The sequence below is a fragment of the Oscillibacter acetigenes genome (genome assembly GCF_025567605.1).
GTDB classification, from domain to species: domain Bacteria; phylum Bacillota; class Clostridia; order Oscillospirales; family Oscillospiraceae; genus Oscillibacter; species Oscillibacter welbionis.
Window position 1 is genome coordinate 299808 of sequence record NZ_JAOQKG010000001.1, and the last position, 16401, is coordinate 316208.

At 53.6% G+C, this 16401-nt stretch carries 19 protein-coding genes; 9 read left to right on the plus strand and 10 right to left on the minus strand.

Annotation, left to right across the window (positions count from 1 at the left end):
* Nucleotides 1–54: 54 nt before the first annotated feature.
* Nucleotides 55–231, minus strand: a complete 177-nt coding sequence (locus OCV80_RS01575) for a helix-turn-helix domain-containing protein (RefSeq protein ID WP_317258889.1) — start codon at nt 229–231, stop codon at nt 55–57.
* Between the two features lie 131 nt (nt 232–362).
* Nucleotides 363–683: a helix-turn-helix domain-containing protein gene (locus OCV80_RS01580; protein WP_024729810.1), complete on the minus strand. Its 321-nt coding sequence runs from the start codon at nt 681–683 to the stop codon at nt 363–365.
* Nucleotides 684–825: 142 nt separating this feature from the next.
* On the opposite strand from OCV80_RS01580, the gene OCV80_RS01585 reads away from it, so the two are divergent.
* A complete protein-coding gene (locus tag OCV80_RS01585) occupies nt 826–1710 on the plus strand; it encodes a hypothetical protein (protein WP_267288152.1) in 885 nt (294 codons plus the stop codon).
* Between the two features lie 32 nt (nt 1711–1742).
* Nucleotides 1743–2360 (plus strand): hypothetical protein, encoded by a 618-nt coding sequence (locus OCV80_RS01590; protein WP_147570980.1) that lies wholly within the window; start codon nt 1743–1745, stop codon nt 2358–2360.
* A gap of 238 nt (nt 2361–2598) precedes the next feature.
* On the opposite strand, the gene OCV80_RS01595 is transcribed toward OCV80_RS01590, so the two are convergent.
* Nucleotides 2599–3102 carry a hypothetical protein gene (locus tag OCV80_RS01595; protein ID WP_147570981.1) on the minus strand — a complete coding sequence of 168 codons (504 nt, stop codon included), beginning with the start codon at nt 3100–3102 and terminating at the stop codon, nt 2599–2601.
* Nucleotides 3103–3268: 166 nt separating this feature from the next.
* Between OCV80_RS01595 and OCV80_RS01600 the strand changes: the two genes are divergently transcribed.
* Nucleotides 3269–3610, plus strand: a complete 342-nt coding sequence (locus OCV80_RS01600) for a helix-turn-helix domain-containing protein (protein WP_147570982.1) — start codon at nt 3269–3271, stop codon at nt 3608–3610.
* Between the two features lie 228 nt (nt 3611–3838).
* On the opposite strand, the gene OCV80_RS01605 is transcribed toward OCV80_RS01600, so the two are convergent.
* From OCV80_RS01605 to OCV80_RS01615, 3 genes are all read right to left on the minus strand, one after another.
* Nucleotides 3839–5206 (minus strand): MATE family efflux transporter, encoded by a 1368-nt coding sequence (locus OCV80_RS01605; protein ID WP_147570983.1) that lies wholly within the window; start codon nt 5204–5206, stop codon nt 3839–3841.
* A 158-nt stretch (nt 5207–5364) separates the two neighbouring features.
* Complete coding sequence (locus tag OCV80_RS01610) at nt 5365–6675, minus strand: MATE family efflux transporter (RefSeq protein ID WP_147570984.1); 1311 nt, start codon at nt 6673–6675, stop codon at nt 5365–5367.
* A gap of 1 nt (nt 6676) precedes the next feature.
* The gene (locus OCV80_RS01615) at nt 6677–7111 is read right to left on the minus strand and encodes a MarR family winged helix-turn-helix transcriptional regulator (RefSeq protein ID WP_147570985.1); all 435 of its coding nucleotides are present in this window, start codon (nt 7109–7111) and stop codon (nt 6677–6679) included.
* A 228-nt stretch (nt 7112–7339) separates the two neighbouring features.
* Here OCV80_RS01615 and OCV80_RS01620 point away from each other — a divergent pair, with 228 nt between their 5' ends.
* Complete coding sequence (locus OCV80_RS01620) at nt 7340–7960, plus strand: cytidylate kinase-like family protein (RefSeq protein WP_147570986.1); 621 nt, start codon at nt 7340–7342, stop codon at nt 7958–7960.
* A 118-nt stretch (nt 7961–8078) separates the two neighbouring features.
* Here the strand turns inward: OCV80_RS01620 and OCV80_RS01625 are convergent, their stop codons facing one another.
* The gene (locus tag OCV80_RS01625) at nt 8079–8846 is read right to left on the minus strand and encodes a sulfite exporter TauE/SafE family protein (RefSeq protein WP_147570987.1); all 768 of its coding nucleotides are present in this window, start codon (nt 8844–8846) and stop codon (nt 8079–8081) included.
* Between the two features lie 3 nt (nt 8847–8849).
* Nucleotides 8850–9281, minus strand: coding sequence for a MarR family winged helix-turn-helix transcriptional regulator (locus OCV80_RS01630; RefSeq protein ID WP_267288153.1), 432 nt, complete (start codon nt 9279–9281; stop codon nt 8850–8852).
* 397 nt (nt 9282–9678) lie between these two features.
* On the opposite strand from OCV80_RS01630, the gene OCV80_RS01635 reads away from it, so the two are divergent.
* From OCV80_RS01635 to OCV80_RS01655, 5 genes are all read left to right on the plus strand, one after another.
* Nucleotides 9679–10308: a TetR/AcrR family transcriptional regulator gene (locus tag OCV80_RS01635; protein WP_353866949.1), complete on the plus strand. Its 630-nt coding sequence runs from the start codon at nt 9679–9681 to the stop codon at nt 10306–10308.
* A gap of 79 nt (nt 10309–10387) precedes the next feature.
* On the plus strand, nt 10388–12130 hold the full coding sequence (locus OCV80_RS01640) for an ABC transporter ATP-binding protein (RefSeq protein WP_147570990.1): 1743 nt from the start codon (nt 10388–10390) through the stop codon (nt 12128–12130).
* Nucleotides 12127–13857, plus strand: a complete 1731-nt coding sequence (locus tag OCV80_RS01645; protein ID WP_147570991.1) for an ABC transporter ATP-binding protein — start codon at nt 12127–12129, stop codon at nt 13855–13857. The genes OCV80_RS01640 and OCV80_RS01645 overlap by 4 nt, the downstream gene beginning before the upstream one ends.
* Nucleotides 13858–14166: 309 nt before the next feature.
* A complete protein-coding gene (locus OCV80_RS01650; RefSeq protein WP_147570992.1) occupies nt 14167–14373 on the plus strand; it encodes a hypothetical protein in 207 nt (68 codons plus the stop codon).
* A gap of 133 nt (nt 14374–14506) precedes the next feature.
* The gene (locus tag OCV80_RS01655; protein ID WP_009259365.1) at nt 14507–14779 is read left to right on the plus strand and encodes an HU family DNA-binding protein; all 273 of its coding nucleotides are present in this window, start codon (nt 14507–14509) and stop codon (nt 14777–14779) included.
* A gap of 89 nt (nt 14780–14868) precedes the next feature.
* Here OCV80_RS01655 and tenpIN read toward each other — a convergent pair whose 3' ends face one another.
* Both tenpIN and OCV80_RS01665 read right to left on the minus strand, forming a co-directional pair.
* A complete protein-coding gene (tenpIN, locus tag OCV80_RS01660; protein WP_147570993.1) occupies nt 14869–15357 on the minus strand; it encodes a type III toxin-antitoxin system TenpIN family toxin in 489 nt (162 codons plus the stop codon).
* Nucleotides 15358–15736: 379 nt separating this feature from the next.
* Entirely contained in the window at nt 15737–16348 is a 612-nt protein-coding gene (locus OCV80_RS01665; RefSeq protein ID WP_147570994.1) for a class I SAM-dependent methyltransferase, read from the minus strand.
* Between the last annotated feature and the right edge of the window lie 53 nt (nt 16349–16401).

The following is a 16401-nucleotide window of genomic DNA, read 5'->3' on the forward strand; positions in this document are numbered from 1 at the left end:
ATACAAAATAAAAACGGCGCTTTGGTGTGAGCGGTAATGCCCTCAAAGCGCCGTTTATTTTTTATCTGGAATGTGACGAAGAACATCTTCGACCCTGCAAGAAAGAATGTTGCAAAGGTCATTCAGCGTTGCGGTTGAAATATTTCGGTTTTGCTTCAAAGAATCCAATGTTCCCCTGCTGAAGGAATAGTCCTTTATTAAAGAATAAGTTGTAATTCCCTTTCGACGCATGGTTTCCCAGAGCGGGTCGTAAGTAATAATAGAAACCACCCCTTTGTGATTTCTATTATATTTGACATGCTGCCTCTTGAATATTCCCGGTATCTCGGGTATAATATCTTAATTACACAATTTCATACCTGTTAATTCTTCTCATTCAAGCGCCTGACCATCAACAAAACAGCTTCTAAATCCTGATCGTTCATCGACTTGATGCCATCTATGATCTCCTGCACCAAAATTGGATTTCGGTATTCCGCTTCCTCATCGAAAAACAAACGGGGCGTGATACCGAGCGTGTCAATCAAATAGAGCAATTCTTTCACAGATGGCTGGGAATACCCGGTGACAATGTTATGAATATAGTTCTTGCTATGTCCTAAATCATAGCTTAACTGGTACTCGGAAACTCCCTTTTTTACCCGTAATTCTGTAATACGGTTTCTGATAAAGTCCATCTCCATATACGATTCCTCCACCACCATTTTCCCCATGGTACACTTTTGTGGTGTGACATTAGGGTGCGGATGGTGTGCTTTTTTATGCAATGGCACTTTATTGGTGTTATAATTGAGTAAAATGCCACACGGGAAAAGAGAGAAACGCATGGATAGAGAAAAAGAATCGCCCCCGGAGAGGCTGCCGTTCTGTTTGGATGACACAGTTGGTGAAATCGTAAGGGCAAGCCAGGAGTGCCCTGGCGTCTACTATATCGCAGCCAGAAAGCAGAACGGCAAGTTTTTGGCAGATGAATACTATGTGGTGGAAAAATCCTCGCCAGCCATATCAAAAGAGGCTATGGCATATGGGAGGATGCCTGAAGAGGACTCCCGTGTGCTGCTCTATTCGTTTGCGGAAGAGCGACAGGGACATAAAATCATTGAGTATGAGATCTACCGGTATCAGGTCCGGCATGGAATCTATGCAGACGGACAGACCTCGCTTCGTGATATTGCTTTTTACAATATGGAGTATCATCCGGAATACTTTGGACCTTACCCAGCGCCCCTTGCCACGCCGCGGGGCCGCACTGCACGCTACAAGCCGCTGATGAACGGCATCTTCTGGATCGAAACAGGCACAGGAGAGGAAGTCCTCGCTGTCTGCTATCCTATTTGGAACTGCGACTTCTCAGAAACCGTATTGAAGCAATCGGAGCAGACCGAAGAGGATGTACGGGAAGGAATTGACAACACCTTGGGGTATCTGTTCTTTTCCAAGCGGGCCAGCAGCCTCGCCTTGTTTGAACTATGGGGGCAGTACGAGGAGTTAAGGGTTGGCGGCCTAATCAACTACCCCGCATTGATGAACTATATCTGGGCCCATTTCCCGGAGTACGCCGCCACATACAATATACAGAATCAGATGGGGATGCACGATACCTTCGGCCTGTTGATGAACGCGTTGGGGGCGGAGATGGAATTGCAGACCGACCCGAACAAGGTAATTGCAATGTCAAAAGCCGCTGGGCTTGATTTCCTGAATTTCTAATGGGGCTAAAAATGGACGGATCAGGTGGAACAATGAACTGGGATCAAAATGAAGAGTTGGTAGAGCAAATCCTTCGCACCGGCATGTACGCAAAGCTGTATGATGAAGAAACAATATATGGGTACCTGACCTATTTAACCTACCGGGTGGAGGACGCTCTGTTCACCTGGAAAAAGGAAAGCGATGTGGACGGGTTTTGGGCCGACCTCACATGGGAGGAATATATCGCCTTTTTGCAGCGAGAAAAGTCATTGGTCCTGGCGGCACAAAGGGTGCTGCTCAGCACCGTGATTGCGTTCCCTGCCTCCGCATTTGACTTTACATTGGCCGAGGCGGAATTGGATTTTCCCGTAACGCGTTATGACAGCGCCGGGATGCTCCATATGGCAAAGCTCTATTCCTCCGAGAACTACATTTCAATCGTGGAGTTTCTGATGTTCCGAGCAGAGAGGGCATATTATCTGTTGCAGAAAAAGCAGCGGGGCCCCCACTACACATGGGAGCTTTATATCGTGGAGTTGCTTCACAGCCGAAGGGAATTTGTGGACCCCTTATCAAGGGCCTTCCGTAACGCACTGGCCCAACTGAACTTTCTCCCGGCGTGGCAGATGATCTATCCAACTATTCAAGAGACCTCAGAAATAGAATGAGTAGGAGGCCAAGATTACGTCGTGACCGGATATTGAAAGGCGGCACTCAAAAGCACAGATAAAACACCCTCCTGGCGATGGTCAATATCATCAGCCAACTCCGCCGGAAAATGGGGCCGGGCAATTCCATCCATACCGTTCCCCACAACTGCTGTAAGTTTGAGTCGCCTCTCAATAAATGAAACCCCCCGCAGATTCGGTAGGAATCTGCGGGGGTTTTCTATCTCTTATTTCGGGCTCAATCGTTATCCATAAAATACTCCGCCGCCCGATATTCCAATTCCATCAGGCTACGGATGTGACGATCCTCGATTCTCTGTTGGAGCTCTGGTAATCGCAAGAAAAAATTTGTCCACAGTTCCTGTCTGTCATAGTCCTTCTGATAGCGGTCCAGAGCATAATTGAACATCAGCCGGTAGGACAGGGCGGCTGTGCGAAGCCTGTGTTTATATCCCTTGGGCGCTCTATCCCGAGAAAACAGATAGGCCACCATATCCATGATGCGCCTCTCCGTCATATAGGCGCTTCCCATGGTAATCGGGTGCCAGCGGTAGTAATCGTATTCTGACGGGTCATACCGCTTTGACAGGGAATCGTTTTGAAAGGCCATAGCGGACAGTTCAGGATATAGATGGCAGAGCTGATTGAGCGCACGGATGTTTTTCCGTTTGTGCGCAATGTGATAGTAATAGATGAAATCCTCCAGATTGATTTGCGGGTGGGTGACATTCAGCCGCCTCATGATCCCACTCCTTTGTATTCCGCCGCACATGGAAAATACTTCTTGCAAAGAAAGTATAACTGCAAATATATATAAAAGTCAATGGTAACACTATATTTATCGCACTGTATGAAAAGCAACTTTTTCGATAAAATAAAACAAACACACGCGGGAAGGATTTGACGCCTTGGAATACAGAGTGGATGAACGGGCAAAACGGATTGCCCGCAAGCTGCGCAAGATCAGAGAGCTGAAAGGGCTGACCCGCGAAAAATTCTGTGAGCCCTTGGGTGAGAACAGCGATTACTGGGGACTGATCGAGCGAGGGGAGCAGCCGATCAGCCTGCCCAAGTTGCTCCAAGTATGCGAGGTATATCAGATTCCTATCGAGAGCGTCGTAGTGCTGGATTATCAAATGCAGGACGACGAACAGATACGGGGGGACATTGACGAACTTCTGGGACAGTGCAATGGGTATCAGCTTGAAGTGATCCGCAAATTTATTTCGGATATTGCCATGACGCTATAAAGTACCGAATCCATCCTGAAAATCAGGCGGACTTCGGTACTTTTTGCGTAGTGACTATATGGCTGTCTGTGAAAATGGACCGGTTGTGGGCTGCTACACCACCAAGAACAAAACTGCCCGCAGTTCTTTCCGTCAAGTCAGGCTGGCTTTAATACATTTTGAACCGGAAGCACCAGATATGATGCTGTCAGGGATTGCGGCTGCCAGAGTATTTAGCCCCCTTTATAGTCAACCAACCCCACTATTTTGCAGTTGCTGATCCGTCTGCCGCATGACTTTACGGTATAACAAAACTGCAACCAGAGCCGCCAGCGTCTCCGCTACGGGAAACGCCGCCCACACACCATTCAGCCCCCAAGACAAAGAAAATACCATAGCCAGAGGCGGGATCACAAGGAGCTGGCGAAGCAGAGAAATACTCAAGGAATACAGTCCTTTCCCAAGAGCCTCAAAGCAGCCGGCCATTACCGTTCCCAGAGTGGAGACGATAAAGCCCAGGCTTGTAATACGCAGCATGGGCACCCCGACAGCTATCATGGCTTCATCCGCATCGAAAAGGCCCATAATCTGCCGTGGGAAACCCCAAGCGATCAGGGTGCCCAATGCCATAATGATGGCGGTCAAAGCGAGGCTCCATCGGATAACAAGATGAAGTCTCCGTCCCTGGCCCGCTCCGTAGTTATAACTCACAATGGGCCTCGTGCCCTGAATCAGACCATTGGCGGGCATATACACAAAGGTTTGCAGCTTGAAGTACAATCCAAATGCTGCCACGGCCAATGTGTGGAGACCTACCAGCAGTGCGTTCAGGATACTCACCAGCAGACTGGGCATCGCGGTCATCAATCCGGAGGGGACTCCCACTGCGTAAATCCTTCTGGCGATTCCGGCGTTGATCTTCATATCTTTTCGGGTAATACGAATTCCCGTTCGGGTCCGAAGGAAACAGAACACCGCCAAACCACAGGCTGTCATCTGTCCAGTTACCGTAGCAACAGCAGCGCCGATAACTCCCATAGCGGGCAGTCCGAACATGCCGAAGATCAGAATCGGGTCGAGGATGATGTTTACAATCGCCCCTACGCCTTGCAAAATCATCGGTACGACCATGTTCCCAACCGCTTGGAACAGTTTTTCGATAAATATATGATACAGGCTACCAAAGGACAGGCAGATCACAATGCGGGTGTAGTTGACACTCATTTGCAGGATCTCTGGATCATCGGTAAACATGCGTAAAAATGGCTCGCTGCCGAAAAGCCCAACCAATATGAAAATGACAGCATGGATAGTGGTGAAGATGACCCCTATGGAAGCGGCCTGATCCACCTTATACTGGTTTCCCTCCCCCAGGTTGCGAGCGATATAGGCGTTGATTCCTACGCCAAAGCCAACAGCGACCGCCAACACAAGATTTTGCAGGGGATAAGCCAAAGAAACCGCGGTAAGTGCATCATTGCTGAGCCAGGCCACAAATATGCTGTCTACTACATTGTATAGAGATTGGATGAGCATGGACAGAATAGACGGCACCGACATGCTCACCAACAGTGGCAAAATCGGTTTTGTCCCCATTAGATTTTTGGTGTTTATCAATGCAGAACAGCCTCCCCATGTAAAAAGGCTATATATTTTCCTGTTTGTAATCAGAAACAGGAAAATATATAGCCCTTGGAATTATTATCATACAACCACGATGTCAAGCGGTTTTTATGATAGCATCCACCTATCAGAATTGTCAAGTGATACTTTACTCATGAGGGAAGCTGATGTTCCAGCGTTCTGTTTTTATGGATTAGAAGCAAACTGAGCAGCATGGCAATGATTTGGGACAAGGGAACAGAAATCCAAGTCCCATTCACACTCCCCATGGCATTGGGGAGGATCAGGAGCAGGACGCAGAGCGTCAGCGGCTCCCCATAAATCAGAATGTAGGCCCAGAGATTTTTCCCCGTCGCATAGAAATAGGCGGTGGTCACCCTGGATACGCTGACAAAGGCAAAGCCGATAATGAAGATCGGCAGGATCTGCGCCACAAGCACCGCCACCTGCTCGGAGGCACCGAACAGATAGGCCGCGCTGCCCCGCAGCAGGAAAAGGACAACCGAGCAGACGGCCGCTACTCCAAAGGCAAAGCGATACGCCAGATTGCGCACAGCTTTTGTGGTATCATGCTTGCCCTCCCCGTAGGCCAGACTGATCAGCGGCTGACTCCCGTCGCTGACGCCCTGCATCAGCAGCATGACCACAGCAGAAATATAACTGATCGGCGCATAGCAGGTCACAGCGAGATTCCCGCCGAAAATCACGGCGCTCTTATTGAGCAGGATCAGGGTGATATTGGGCGAATAGGTCAGGCCAAAGGGAGAAAGGCCTACTCCCAGAATGCGGGAAGCGAGATAGCCGCCGTCCCCGTCAAACCGAAAAGAGGGGGCATGCTTTTTGAGGACAAAGAATACAAGGCAGACCAGAAAGGTCATCGCCTGGCCGATTGCCGTGGCGATGGCCGCCCCCATCATCCCCCAGGGCAGCACCCACACGAAAAGGTAATCCAGGACGATGTTCGTGATAAAGCCTGTCACCATGGCCGCCATGGCGGTGACCGCCCCGCCCATGTTGCGGATGAACGGGACCAGGCCGGTCCCCGCGATCTGGAATACCGCCCCATAGCTGACAAAGCGTAGGTACTCGCCGCTGTACTCCAGTATCTCGCCGGACGCGCCGAACAGCCCCAGGATCTGAGGACCGGCGAACAGGAACAGGGCGGTAAAGAGGATGCTGAAGCCGCCCAGCAGGAGGATCGCCATACCCATGTACTGCTTGCCGCGGTTTTCATTTTGATTTCCGGCATTGATGGCGTACTCGATTGCGCCGCCCATGCCGACGCCGGTGCCTACCGCCTGCAGAAAAGCCGTCAGCGGATAGGCGATGTTGACCGCAGCCAGGGCGTCGTCCCCCATCGCGTTTCCAACAAAAAATCCATCGGCAATCGCATAGATGCCGGACAGCGCAAAGGCCAGCATGGATGGGATGACAAACCGGAAAAACTCTTTGCGAATGTGCATGTCAGCCGCTCACCTCCCTGAAATGCCGGTTATAGAGGGCGGTGTGCTCAATCAACTGTTCCGCCCGGTCCAGTCCCAGCCGGAGCCAAACCTGTGCCTCGTGCTCCTGAAGCGCCTGGGCGATCTGCACTGCCTGTGTACTCCCCTTGGGAGTCAGAGAAAGTTTCCTGCTTCTGCGATCCTGCTCCGAAACCTTGAGTTCCAGCCATCCCTTGTCTGTCAGCGTTTTGATAATCGCATTGACGGTCTGCTTGGGGATCGCAAACCGCTGGCAGATGTCTTTTTGGAGTACCGCGCCGTCAGCCTCGACAATCGAAAGGATTACCAGCAGTTCATAAAGGGACATTCCCCGCTGCCGGGCCCAGGTTTCATAGAGTTGGTTGGTTTCGATCCACAGGGCATTATATTGAGCACTGAGCTGATGTAGTTGATCCATAGGCCGTCTCCTTATAATTGGTCTAAATCAAGACTAATTATAAAATGGAAACAAGCAGATTGTCAAGACCTCTCTCATAGGCCGGATCGCAGTAGTTCAAATTTGTAGCCTGTATTCTGCCTTGATTTCTGCTTACTGGTACTTGAATGTCCAATGCTTGACTTTTAAGACAGTTTCTTTTATACTGAGCTAAAAAGTACAGAAACAGACTTTTGGAGGAACTGCCGTATGGAGAAAATCCTGATCACGATTGGGCGCCAGTTTGGGAGCGGCGGCCGTGAGATCGGAAAGAAAATCGCACGGGAATTAGAGATCCCTTACTATGACAAAGAACTGCTGGCCGTAGCCGCAAAGGAGAGCGGGCTTGCGCTGGACTTTCTCCAGGACATGGACGAAAAGCATCCGCACAGCTTGCTTTACTCTCTTTGTGTGGGGCGGCCGAATCTGGCGCTGGGGAACTGCAATATTTCGGTGGAGCGTATGGCGTCCAAGGCCCAGCGGGAGGCTGTGCTTCATGTCGCCGGCCAGGGGAGCTGCGTCATTGTGGGCCGCGGCGCGGACTACATCCTGCGAAATGAAGACCGCCTGTTCCGGGTCTTTGTTTCTGCCGGCATAGACTTCCGCGTTCAGCGTGTGGTCAAACGCGACGGTATATCGGAGGCGGAGGCTCGTGACCGAATCAGGAGCATGGACAAGGCCCGGAGTGCCTATTATAATTTCAATACGGAGCAGAAATGGGGCGCCGTGCAGAATTATGATCTGTGCCTCAATGTTTCCCAGTGGGGCACGGACGGCTCGGTGGAACTGATTCTCCGTGCGCTCTGGCAGGTATATCCCGACTTGTGCTGACAAAATAGCGCAGACAATAACGACAGCCTCGAAACTGAGGCTGTCGTTACTCTACTTTTATAAATTATTATAGGAATACGCTTTACACCGCATATTATGTTCATGCTGAAATCAGTAACTACAAATAATTGACGGCCAGCATGACGATACCGAGAAGCGTAAGGATAGCGCCGGTAGCCCGGTTGAGGACGGTCGGGCTGGCCTTGTTGGCAAACTTGGCCGCTATTCGGGCCCAGAGCAGAGTGGAGAGTACGCAGAACACCAGGCACCAGAGATCCGGCGCACCGCCAATGGCAAAGTGGCTCACCGCGCCGGTGAGCGCGGTGAAAGTCATAATGAATACGCTGGTGCCCACCGCAGTCTTGAGTTCATAGCCCAGGACGCTGGTGAGGAGGAGCAGCATCATCATGCCGCCGCCCGCGCCTACAAAGCCGCAGATAAAGCCGACGAGGGTACCGCAGATCACGGACTGGATAACACGCTTCCGGGGACTGGTATTCCCCATAGACTCCTTGGTGGTCATCACGGGCCGGACGAGAAATTTGATGCCCAGAAGGAAGGTCATGAACACAGAGAAGCCGCCCAGCGTGGCGTTGGGGAGAAGACTGGCGACCCAACTCCCCACCAAGGTGAACAAGAGGACCGTGGCCATCATCACGAGGCCGTTTTTGATGTCCAGGTTTTTGTTTTTATAATAGATATAGGCGCTGACCGCACTGGCAAGCACATCGCTGGCCAGTGCGATGCCCACCGCCTGGTATGCGGGTATATGCAGGAATGTGATAAGCATGGGGGAAATGACGGCCGCGGCGCTCATGCCCGCAAAGCCGGTCCCCAGGCCGGCGCCGATCCCGGCCACGAAGCAGATGAAAAAGGTGTAGAGCATTGCTTAGGCATCTCCTTTGAATGCAAGGCGCAGATTTTCGCCGATGCGGGTGAAGGCGGATTCCAGGGCGGCCCGCTCCTCTGTGGTCATCCCCTGGGAAAGCTGTGCGCGCAGCGCGGCCTGAGCGGCCTGTCCGTCGGCTACGGCAGACGAGGAGGCAGGCAGAAGGCGGAGGTGGGCGCTCTTTCGATTTCCGGGGAGGTAGCTCTGCTCCAACCACCCCCGGCGGATCAGGGAGTGAATCGAGACGGACACATGGGATTTGGTAAGTCTCCGCCGCTCCACAATATCGGCGGCGGTATCATAGGCCGGCGCGTTGGCCAGGAAGAGCAGGATGTCCAGCTCCATCCGGGTGAGGTCCCATCGCTGAGCGATGGGGTCCATCGTCTGATCATAAAGCCGCTTGAACAGAAAAAGATGGTCCCAGAATTCCATCTTCGCCCTCCTTCCCCGCATCATGAAGCAGCAGGTCTATTATTGTTCTATTCAGAACTATAATGCAGTATAAAGGTGCGGGTCAATTTTGTCAAGAGGGGTGTTTAATGGGGGATGTTATCCTCTTATACTTCCTTGATTGAGCGAAATTTCGCGTGGAGAGCTATGCATGACGGACAAAGCCCAGTGGGGTACGGACGGCTCGGCGGAGTTGATCTTCCGTGCGCTCCGGCAGGCATATCCCAACTTATGCGAATAACAAAAAACAAAAAGTAAAGAAGAAAACGGCCTTTGTTTCATGCAGGGGTCGTTTTTTGATTGACGGCCCTCTTGACAGTTCAGACTCAAAGTGTTATATTCAAAACATCGTTATAAAACGCCGTTTTGAATAGGAGGAATGACAGTGGCAAAGCAAAAATCGGGCGTCTATGACCGGGTGCTGGAGTGCGCCAAGGAGGAGTTTTTGTCCAAGGGGTTTCTGGACGCTTCTCTGCGCACCATAGCTCAGGAGGCAGATACCAGCACCGGCTCTATCTACACTCGGTTTGGAGACAAGGAGGGGCTGTTCCGGGCCATCGCGGAGCCGGTGGTGGATCAGTTCAAGGCCATGTTCCGCAGGGTGCAGGAGGATTTTCACCAGCTCAGCGAGGAGGAACAGCGTGCGGATATGGGACAGTACACCGCCCGCCACCAGGAGGAAATGCTGGACTACATCTACGACCACTTTGATGTGTTCCGTCTGCTGCTGGACGGGGCCCACGGCACCCGCTTTGCCTGTTTCCTGGATGAGCTGGTGGACATCGAGGTGGAGTACACCTACAAGTACATGGAGGTCATCGGCTGTGAGAGCGTCAAGTCCGGCCTGGTGACGGAGGAGTTTATCCACATCATCGTCACCGCCTACTTCAACGGCATGTTTGAGGTGGTGCGGCATAACATGGACCGCGCCGCCGCCCACCGCTATGTCAAGATGCTCAACCGTTACCATATGGCTGGGTTTTCCACCGTGTTTGACCCTCAGCCCTGACAAGAGGCTGTGCCTTTGGGTACAGCTCTCTCATTTACACAAAAGTTAGCAATTACTAACCAAAAAGGAGGAGTTTGTTATGAAACAGAAAAGCCCCATGCTCCGTCTGTGGGCGCTGGGAGAGGGACAACAGGGCGGCCTGAAGCGGGCGGTCCTGTCCGCTGTGGTGGGGGTACTGTTTGGGATGCTCCCCTACTTTGCCGCGGCTCAGATCATTCTCGGCCTATTGTCTGGGAACCAGGAATCCTCGTTCTACCTGACCTGGTGCGCAGTGGCGCTCGTGGGCTTCCTGCTTCGGGCCACCCTGTATTCCCTGGCCCTGTCCCAATCCCACAAGGCCACCTTTGCCATCCTGAAATCCATCCGGGAGAAAGTGCTGGAGAAACTGCCAAAGATGCCTCTGGGTACGATTCTGGACACCTCCAGCGGCCAGATGAAGCAGGTCATCGTGGATCAGGTGGAGAGCATGGAGCGGCCCCTGGCCCATCTTCTGCCGGAGATGACCGCCAATGTGCTGGGGCCGGTGTGCATCCTGATCTATCTGTTCGTGCTGGACTGGCGGATGGCCCTGTTGAGCCTGGTATCCATCCCGGTGGGCATGGCCTTCATGATGGCGGTGATGGCCGGCTACGGCAAGCAGTACGAGGGCTCAGTCAAAACCACCCAGGCCATGAACAGTGCCATTGTGGAGTACATCGGCGGCATTGAGGTCATCAAGGCGTTTAACCAGGGCAAGCAGTCCTATGCCCGCTTCTCCGACAGCGTAAAGGCCAACGCCTCCTACTTCTACCATTGGATGAAGAGCTGCCAGATGCCGGTCTCTTTGGCCCGTGCCATCTCGCCCACCACCATGATCACCATTCTGCCGGTGGGCTGGCTCCTCTATACCGGAGGGAGTTTGCCCATCGAGACCTTTATCACCACCATCGTCCTGTCCCTGGGCATTGCCGGGCCCCTGCTGGCCGCCATGGACTTTGTGGACAGTCTCGCCAAGGTGGGCACCATCGTGGGCTCGGTGGACGCCATTTTGAACGGAGCGGAGCAGGACCACGGGGAAACGCCGGCGGAGTTCCAGGGGCGGGACATCCAGCTCTCCCATGTGTCCTTCGGCTACCACGCGGACAAGGAAGTGCTCCACGATGTATCTCTCACCATCCCCGCCGGGATCATGACCGCCTTTGTAGGGCCCTCCGGCTCCGGCAAGTCCACCATCGCCAAGCTGATCGCCGGCTTCTGGGATGTGACCTCCGGCTCCATCACTCTGGGCGGGCAGGACTTGAAGCGGGTCCCGCTGAAGCAGCTCTATGACCAGGTGGCCTTTGTCTCACAGGATAACTACCTCTTTGACGAGAGTATCCGGGAGAACATCCGCATGGGCCGCCCGGCGGCCACCGACGCCGAGGTGGAGGCCGTGTCAAAAGCCGCCGGGTGCGACGCCTTTATCCGGGGCCTGGAGCAAGGCTATGACACGGTGGTAGGCGGAGGCGGCGCCCATCTGTCCGGCGGCGAGCGTCAGCGCATCGCCATCGCCCGGGCCATGCTCAAGGACGCGCCCATTGTGGTGCTGGACGAGGCGACCGCCTACATAGACCCCGAGAACGAGGCCGTGGTCCAGCAGGCCGTGGGCAGGCTGGTGGCGGGAAAGACCGTGCTGGTCATCGCCCACCGCCTCAGCACCATCACCGGCGCGGATCAGATCGTGGTAGTCAATGGCGGCCGCATCCAGGATGTGGGCACCCACGGGGAACTTTTGAAGAACTGCCCGCTGTATCAGGAGATGTGGCGGGCGCATATGGGCGCAAAGGAGGGAGAGCAGGCATGATCGGTGTTTTGAAAAAAATCTGGGACTTTGCCGGAGAGGAGCAGGGCAATATCCGAAGGTCCATGATTTTAGGCTTCTTTTACGCGGTGTTCCACATGTTCCAGATCGCGGCCATCTATGTGGTGGTGCTGGCCCTTGTGGGCGGCTCCACAGACTCCGCCCCGGCCTGGCAGGCGCTGGGACTTCTGCTGGCCAGCATTCTGGGCCGTGCGGTCCTCAACCGCTTCAGCCAGCTCCAGCAGACCCACGCCGGCTATTTCATGGTGGCGAACAAGCGCATTTCCATCGGTGACAAGCTCAAGCGGGTCCCCATGGGCTATTTCAACGACCAGAGTTTGGGAGAGCTCACCGGCATTACCACCACCGTTCTGGACGAGGTGGAGAGCACCGGCCCCATGGTGCTGGTCGGTATCCTGGGCGGCCTGATCAACTCCGCTGTTATGCTGCTGTGCGTCCTGTTCTGGGACTGGCGGATCGGCCTGCTGGCCCTGGCGGGGATGCTGGTGTATCTGGCCCTCCTCTCCGGAATGGAGAAGCAGTCCGCCAAGATTGCCCCCAAGTGCCAGCGAGACGAGGCCCGGCTGGTGGAGGCGGTGCTGGAACAGCTCCAGGGCATGAGTGTCATCAAGTCCTTTAACCTGACCGGAAAGGGTGACAAGCGGGTGCGGCAGGCGCTGGAGGACAGCAGGGCGAACAATCTGGCGGTGGAGAAGCTGTTCACTCCCTATATCTGGGGCCAGGAGATGGTCCTCCACCTGTTCAGCGTTCTAATTCTGGCGGCGTCGGTGGGGCTGTGCCTGACGAGAGCCATGTCCCTCGCCAATGCGCTGATGGCGGTCATCGTCTCCTTCCTGATTTTTTCCCAAATCCAGTCCGCGGGCAGCGGCGTGTCTGCCCTGCGTCTGGTGGGCAGCTCCATCGACCACGCCAACCAGGTGGACGACATCCCGGAGATGGATCAGCGCGGCACGGCCATCCGCCCGGAGAGCCACGAGATTGTATTCAACCATGTGAACTTCTCCTATGGAAGCCGCCCCATCCTCAAGGATGTGTCACTGACTATCCCAGACCGGACCACCACCGCCATTGTGGGGCCCTCCGGCTCCGGCAAGACCACCCTCTGCAACCTGATCGCCCGGTTTTGGGATGTGGACGGCGGCCGTGTGACCATCGGTGGCCGGGATGTGCGGGAGTACACGCTGGAGTCCCTCATGGAGCAGGTAAGTATGGTGTTCCAGCGGGTGTACCTCTTTGCCGACACAGTGGAGAACAACATCAAGTTCGGCTGCCCGGGCGCTACCCATGAACAGGTGGTGGAGGCCGCAAAAAAGGCGTGCTGCCACGACTTCATCTCTGCCCTGCCGGATGGATATGACACGGTGATTGGCGAGGGCGGCGCCACACTCTCCGGCGGCGAGAAGCAGCGCATCTCCATTGCTCGGTGCCTCTTAAAGGACGCGCCCATCGTCATCTTTGACGAGGCCACGGCCAATGTGGACCCCGAGAATGAGGGCCAGCTTCAAAAGGCTATGGAAGCCCTGACGCGGGAGAAAACCGTGCTGATGATCGCCCACCGGCTCAAGACGGTGCGGGGTGCGGATCAGATTCTGGTGGTGGATCAGGGCCGCATCGTCCAAAGGGGCACCCATGAGGAACTGATCCAGCAGGCGGGCATCTACCGGGATTTCGTCTCCGAGCGAACGGAGTCCAGCCGCTGGACACTTTGATTGAAAAAGACAACGCCGCGGTGCGGGTATTCTATTACCTGCACCGCGGCTGTCTGATCAGAGAATATTCAGATTTTTAGGATGCTGGAGAGATGAGGCCTTTTGCAAGCGTGAGTGACATATGTTCACTTCGGTGTCCGAGTCTCTTTTGCGCTAATTTTGAGTGCCTGCATTGGAAACGCAAGGGAAAAAGCATCCAAACCATCCCGCACAGTTGCATTTTCCGTGAGTTCCCTGTTATAATACCAGCAGGAAAACGGTTGGAGCGCGGCGTGGTTTGGCTCGGAATATCAAATAGGAGGTATTTCGATGCGTACAGAGGACTCCCTGGAGCAATCGCTCCGCCGTGTACTGAAGGCGGCTGGCTACATGATGCGGAAATCCCATGCGCCCATCAGTCCGGACAACCTCGGCGGCTATATGATCGTGGATATGTCCGGGAATACGGTTGCGGCAGGCGGCCGCTTCGAGCTGACTTTGGAAGAGGTTCGGGAGTGGGCACGGGATATGTGCTGACCGCGGTTGCGGCTGAGGGTGGAACGCCCTCAGCCGTTATGCCTTGGGCTTCATCCCTGTGGTAAGCCGCCGATGCGGCTATCATATAAAGAGTGCTTATCCAAATCAATAGAAAAAGAAAGGAATTTGCTTTATGAACAAGGGAGAACTGATTGCTGGTATGGCCGAGGAGAGCGGAGTCTCCAAAGCGGATACGGAGAAAGTCTTGAACGCATTTCTCTCCCAGGTCGAGAAAGCGTTGTGCGCGGGAGATAAGGTCCAACTCACTGGCTTCGGCAGCTTTGAAGTGAAAGAGCGCGCCGAGCGTACCGGCCGGAATCCCAAGACCAACGAGCCCATTGTGATCCCAGCCGGGAAGATGCCAGTCTTTAAGGCTGGCAAGGTATTGAAGGACGCAATTAAATAAAAAAGCAGACGCCACAATGCAGCACCAACTTGAATATAAGTGTGAAGCACAAAACCGCCCCTCCGAGCATTTGCTCAGAAGGGCGGTTTTCATTCGCTGCCGCTTGTATTTCGTAGAAAACTTTCAAAGTATGGTAGAGTAGACCGGCCATAGCGGCGCTGCCACTCCCTTGGGTGAAGTTTGCGGACCTCATTCAGATCATCCCTGTAATCCGAAATATACGAAAAAACCTCCTGTACGATACGCGGCAAGTTGACCATCGTTTCTTTATATTCGTCCTGATCGACGAGTGCCGGTACAGTGGTATCTATGTACGCATTATTCTTGATTAGGATGGACTTTGTGTAGTCAAGGCCGGACTGGCTGCGCTGAGATCTGGCGGAGCTTTTGAAATGATAAGCATAGGGGTGGCGGATATGGGAACGAAAAGGAATGCAGATGAACAGGTCGTCCATGTATTCGATCAACAGACAGGAGTATGGCCTGTTTTTCTTTACGGCAATCTCCGAATACTGACTGTGAGGGTAATCTGTAAAAAATTTTGCTGACAGGCTGTGGATCTCCGCAATATACTCCATTTTTCGCCCCCCTTAACAAAAGAAAAGCGGGGAGGGCGATCCCTCCCCGCCGGATGGCTTCTTTCGGTCAATTTTTATTTTACCGTTGAGTCAGTACCGTCACTCAACATCTTCGCTCGGTCAATTTTTATTTTACCGACGAGTCAGAACCGTCACTCGTCTCATGCAGAAACCATCCCTGCTACTATTATTATAATGGCCGTCTGGAAATATGTCAACATGAAGTTTGGAGTGAAAATTTATAGCTCCAAACGACTGTCCCTATTATTTGCTGTTTGTATTTGCCCTCTACACAAAAAGCCCGCATTCATTGATTATCAGAAGGCGGGCCACCGTCATACAGCGCCGATGGCCCGCCTTCGACCCCCATTCTGGGCAGTTACTTCCTGCCCGCCACATAGCACACAGGCAGTACACGCCCCCCGAGCAGGGAGTGTTCCGTCACCCAGAAATCGTGAGACGAAAGATAAGCAATGAATTCCCCGGCGTTCCATAAGTGGTAGACGCGAAAGCCGGTCCGCTCCATACCCCAGGTCCGCAGGCTGGCAAGTTTCCCCCCAGCGTGGATAAAGGTAGGAGCGAATAGCCACCCGCCCGGCTTTAGGACTCTCCGAGCTTCCCGCAAAACCTTTTCCGGCTCCGGTAAGATATGCAGGGCATTGGCGATTACCACCGCGTCAAAGGTTTCCGAGGCATACGGCAACCGGGAAGCATCCTGTACCGAGAAATGAAGCCGGGAAGATCCGGTCTGTTTCTTCGCCTCCGCAATCATTTTGGAAGAGGCATCGGTGGCCTCCCACAACCGGACATACGGAGACAAGGGAAAGGATAGCTGACCTGTGCCACAGGCCAGTTCCAATACATTCATATCCCGGGTGAGATGCGGACGAATGTGATTGCAGATTTCCGCATATATCGGTGCGGAGCGCCGCATGAATTTGCTGTAATGTGCGGCCATTCCCTGCCAGAAGTCCAGATCTGATTTCCTCATAGCAATATGCCTCTTTTGGAGTTAGTTCTTGATAACTAAAGAATACTCCAAAA

Bases quoted from the DNA above. Each gene is read 5' to 3' on its own strand.
- OCV80_RS01590 (WP_147570980.1), top strand. From the start codon at position 1,743: ATGAACTGGGATCAAAATGAAGAGTTGGTAGAGCAAATCCTTCGCACC.
- OCV80_RS01645 (WP_147570991.1), top strand. From the start codon at position 12,127: ATGATCGGTGTTTTGAAAAAAATCTGGGACTTTGCCGGAGAGGAGCAG.
- OCV80_RS01620 (WP_147570986.1), top strand. From the start codon at position 7,340: ATGGAGAAAATCCTGATCACGATTGGGCGCCAGTTTGGGAGCGGCGGC.
- tenpIN (WP_147570993.1), bottom strand. From the start codon at position 15,357: ATGGAGTATATTGCGGAGATCCACAGCCTGTCAGCAAAATTTTTTACA.
- OCV80_RS01650 (WP_147570992.1), top strand. From the start codon at position 14,167: ATGCGTACAGAGGACTCCCTGGAGCAATCGCTCCGCCGTGTACTGAAG.
- OCV80_RS01640 (WP_147570990.1), top strand. From the start codon at position 10,388: ATGAAACAGAAAAGCCCCATGCTCCGTCTGTGGGCGCTGGGAGAGGGA.
- OCV80_RS01655 (WP_009259365.1), top strand. From the start codon at position 14,507: ATGAACAAGGGAGAACTGATTGCTGGTATGGCCGAGGAGAGCGGAGTC.
- OCV80_RS01580 (WP_024729810.1), bottom strand. From the start codon at position 683: ATGGAGATGGACTTTATCAGAAACCGTATTACAGAATTACGGGTAAAA.
- OCV80_RS01575 (WP_317258889.1), bottom strand. From the start codon at position 231: ATGCGTCGAAAGGGAATTACAACTTATTCTTTAATAAAGGACTATTCC.
- OCV80_RS01625 (WP_147570987.1), bottom strand. From the start codon at position 8,846: ATGCTCTACACCTTTTTCATCTGCTTCGTGGCCGGGATCGGCGCCGGC.
- OCV80_RS01635 (WP_353866949.1), top strand. From the start codon at position 9,679: ATGACAGTGGCAAAGCAAAAATCGGGCGTCTATGACCGGGTGCTGGAG.
- OCV80_RS01615 (WP_147570985.1), bottom strand. From the start codon at position 7,111: ATGGATCAACTACATCAGCTCAGTGCTCAATATAATGCCCTGTGGATC.
- OCV80_RS01610 (WP_147570984.1), bottom strand. From the start codon at position 6,675: ATGCACATTCGCAAAGAGTTTTTCCGGTTTGTCATCCCATCCATGCTG.
- OCV80_RS01595 (WP_147570981.1), bottom strand. From the start codon at position 3,102: ATGAGGCGGCTGAATGTCACCCACCCGCAAATCAATCTGGAGGATTTC.
- OCV80_RS01630 (WP_267288153.1), bottom strand. From the start codon at position 9,281: ATGGAATTCTGGGACCATCTTTTTCTGTTCAAGCGGCTTTATGATCAG.
- OCV80_RS01585 (WP_267288152.1), top strand. From the start codon at position 826: ATGGATAGAGAAAAAGAATCGCCCCCGGAGAGGCTGCCGTTCTGTTTG.
- OCV80_RS01665 (WP_147570994.1), bottom strand. From the start codon at position 16,348: ATGAGGAAATCAGATCTGGACTTCTGGCAGGGAATGGCCGCACATTAC.